This window comes from Streptomyces sp. SID10853, assembly GCF_010548145.1.
Classification (GTDB): Bacteria; Actinomycetota; Actinomycetes; order Streptomycetales; family Streptomycetaceae; genus Streptomyces.
The window spans coordinates 1-3,366 of record NZ_JAAGLN010000403.1 but is presented as its reverse complement, the minus strand read 5'-3'; the positions used below and the strand labels follow the sequence as shown (position 1 = coordinate 3,366).

Annotated in this window: 4 protein-coding genes and 1 pseudogene; all 5 read right to left on the bottom strand. The window is 70.9% G+C overall.

Translation table 11 applies throughout. From position 1 onward, the window contains the following. A pseudogene (locus G3I19_RS35460) lies at window positions 1-398 on the bottom strand (hypothetical protein); the annotation flags it as partial. A 285-nt stretch (window positions 399-683) separates the two neighbouring features. After that, on the bottom strand, window positions 684-1,295 hold the full coding sequence (locus tag G3I19_RS35455) for a GNAT family protein (protein ID WP_164267798.1): 612 nt from the start codon (window positions 1,293-1,295) through the stop codon (window positions 684-686). Between the two features lie 17 nt (window positions 1,296-1,312). Then, window positions 1,313-1,879, bottom strand: coding sequence for a MogA/MoaB family molybdenum cofactor biosynthesis protein (locus tag G3I19_RS35450; protein ID WP_164267797.1), 567 nt, complete (start codon window positions 1,877-1,879; stop codon window positions 1,313-1,315). Continuing rightward, on the bottom strand, window positions 1,876-2,397 hold the full coding sequence (gene moaC / locus G3I19_RS35445; RefSeq protein ID WP_164267796.1) for a cyclic pyranopterin monophosphate synthase MoaC: 522 nt from the start codon (window positions 2,395-2,397) through the stop codon (window positions 1,876-1,878). Before moaC ends, G3I19_RS35450 begins: the two co-directional genes overlap by 4 nt. A 60-nt stretch (window positions 2,398-2,457) precedes the next feature. Beyond that, window positions 2,458-3,366 (bottom strand): gephyrin-like molybdotransferase Glp (glp, locus tag G3I19_RS35440; protein WP_164267795.1); only part of this gene is annotated, 909 nt, incomplete at its 5' end.

Sequence of the window (3,366 nt, the reverse complement as noted above, 5' to 3'; positions counted from 1 at the left end):
CCGGCACGGCGCGCCTTCGGGGCGGTCCGCTCCCGGCGGGCCGCCTGCTCGGGCCGGCCGTCGGGACGCGCCGAACCGGGCGAATCCGCCGGGTCCGCCGAATCCGTGGGGTCCGCCGGAGACATGGCGAAGGACCGGACGTCGACGGAACTCGGGGAATCCGTCGCACTGTCCGGCACCGCATCGTCGGGAGCACCCTCACCGGCTGCGCGCTCCTGAAGCTCCCTGGCGTACCGGCGCTCCATTCCCGCCCGTCCGGACAGCAGCCGGATGGCGGTGCTGAAGCGTTCCGTCGGACGGGCCTCGTTCAGCTCGTCCTGCCTGCGGAGCCACATCGGCACCAAGTAGGCGGCCCAGGCCCCGACGATGACTGCGTAGATGAGGCCACTGCTGCTCACCCTCACACCGTAGAGGGGTCCGCATGGGGCCATCTGCCAATTGGGCCGGTGTGTCGCACGATCCGGCTGATATCTCGAACTTTTTTTGTGATTGTTCGGATCAACAGTCTCCGAATGTGGGCGTGTTCACTTCGGATGAGGTCCGATTGGGCGGCAATTTCGAACACTTATTTTATTTATGGGGTCTTCCAGCGCCTTCCGAGCAACTCACGCTCTGCTGACGCCCTGCTGACGTCCTGGTCACGCCCTGCCGACGCCCTGCTCACGTTCAGTCCACGAACAGCCTCATGGCAGCTTCGGTGTCGTGCCAGGACGCGCCCGGCGCCATCTGTTGAGCAGCCCGTCCGGGACTTCCTCGGCGGTCAGCGCGAAGACCAGATGGTCGCGCCAGCCCCCGTCGATGTGCAGATAACGCGGCCGCAGCCCCTCCTCGCGGAATCCGAGTTTCTGCACCACCCGCCGGCTCGGTTCGTTCTCCGGGCGAATACAGACCTCGATGCGGTGCATACCGACCGTACGGAAACAGTGGTCGACGGCGAGCGCCACCGCGGTCGGCATGACGCCGCGCCCGGCGACCTCCCGGTCGACCCAGTAGCCGACATGGCCCGAGCACATCGAGCCCCAGGTGATCCCGGCCACGGTCAACTGGCCGACCAGCCGCCCCTGGTACTCGATCACGAAAGGCAGCATCCGCCCGGCGTGTGCTTCCGAGCGCAGGTGGCGGACCATCTGACGGTAGGTGGGGCGCTGTGCGACCGGGCCGCCCGGGGCGGGCGGCGGCACGGTCGCCTCCCAGGGGCGCAGCCAGTCGCGGTTGCGCCGGTTCACCTCGCGCCAGATCTTCTGGTCCCGCAGTTTTATGGGGCGGAGGGCGACGGGGCCTTCTGCCAGTTCCACGGGCCACGGTGAGAGGTTCAGCTCATGCTCCCGGCGGGTCTGGGGTGGTCGCCGCCCCGGATCTGGTCCACGGCATGCACCAGCAGCCGTCCGAGTACGGCGAGTCCGTCGCGGACCCCGCCGGTCGAGCCGGGGAGGTTGACGACGAGGGTCGTGCCGGCCAGGCCGGCGACGCCCCGTGAGAGTGCGGCGGTCGGGACCTTGGCCAGCCCTTCGGCGCGGATCGCCTCGGGGATGCCCGGGATCTCGCGGTCGAGGACACGCAAGGTCACGTCGGGGGTGCGGTCGGTGGGTGAGATGCCCGTACCACCGGTGGTGACGATGACGTCGTACGCCGCCGCGACCCCGGCGCGCAGCGCCTGCTCGACCGGGTCTCCGTCCGGGACGACCTGCGGTCCTTCGACCGTGAAGCCGAGTCCGGTGAGCGCCTCCGCGATGAGCGGGCCGCCCCGGTCGGCGTACACCCCGGCCGATGCGCGGTTCGACGCCGTCACCACGAGCGCGGTGTACGGCCGGTCCCCCGTGGACTCGGCGACCGGAGTGGTCCGGCCGGTCTGGGCCGGCGGGGCGCTGGGGGTGTTCATGCTCCCTTTCCCTCCGGGGCCGGGCGGCTTCCCTCCGGGGCCGGGCGGCGGTAGGTGCCGGACTTGCCGCCGGTCTTCTCCTCGACCCGGACGTCGGTGATGACCGCTCCCTTGTCGACCGCCTTCACCATGTCGATCACGGTGAGCGCGGCGACCGTGACGGCCGTCAGCGCCTCCATCTCGACACCGGTGCGGTCCGTCGTCTTCACCGTGGCGAGGATCTCGACCGCGTCGTCCGCGACGCTCAGATCGAGCTTCACCCCGGAGACCGCCAGGGGGTGGCAGAGCGGGATCAGGTCCGGGGTGCGCTTGGCCCCCATGATGCCCGCGATCCGGGCGGTGGCGAGGGCGTCTCCCTTGGGGACGCCCTCGCCCCTGAGCAGTTCGACGACGTACGGCGAGACAAGGACCCGTCCGCTGGCGCGTGCGGTGCGCGCGGTGACGTCCTTCTCCGAGACGTCGACCATGCGGGCCGCGCCCGCCTCGTCGATGTGCGTGAGCCCTTGCTGCGTACTCATTGCTGTGGTGCTCCCGGTCCGGCCTGTGTGGTCAGACACGGTACCGCCACGGCGCCGCCCTCAGCCCAGGAGGACCACTTCGAGCTGCGTGCCGGGCTCGGCCAGGACGGTGTCCTCGGGGATCACGATCAGGCAGTCGGCGTGCGCGAGAGCCGCGATCAGATGCGATCCGGAACCCCCGACCGTACTGACGGTGCGCTTCTCCGCGTCGTATCTGCCGCGCAGGAACTGGCGCCGGCCGGCGGGCGAGCTGACCGCCGCACCCGTCTCCAGGGTGGTGCGGACCGTCGGACGGCGGACTTCCCTCATGCCCATCAGGGCGCGGATCGCCGGGCGCACGAACAACTCGAACGAGACATAGCTGGAGACCGGATTGCCGGGGAGCGCGAGCAGCGGGGTGTGGTCGGGGCCGATCGAACCGAAGCCCTGGGGCTTGCCCGGCTGCATCGCCAGCTTGCGGAAGTCGATGCCGCTGCCGTGCACGTCCTGGTCCCCGACGGACGACAGCGCCTCCTTCACCACGTCGTAAGCGCCGACGCTGACGCCGCCGGTGGTGACCAGGATGTCGGCCCTGATCAGCTGGTCCTCGATGGTGGCGCGCAGCGCGTCGGCGTCGTCGGTGATCGCTCCGACGCGGTACGAGATGGCGCCCGCGTCCCGCGCGGCCGCAGCCAGGGCGAAGCTGTTGGAGTCGTAGATCTGGCCCTCGGCGAGCACCTCGCCCGGCTGGGTCAGCTCGCTTCCGGTCGACATGACGACGACGCGCGGGCGCGGTCGGACCCGCACCGAGCCCCGGCCGATCGCGGCCAGCAGCCCGATCTGCGGCGGGCCGAGCACCGTACCGGCTTCGAGTGCGAGGTCGCCGGTGTGGACGTCGCTGCCGCGCTCGCGTACATGCGCGCCCGGCTCGGCCGAGCGGTACACGCGGACCTCGCCGCTCGCGCCCTCCGGCGCTCCGCTGGCGGCCCA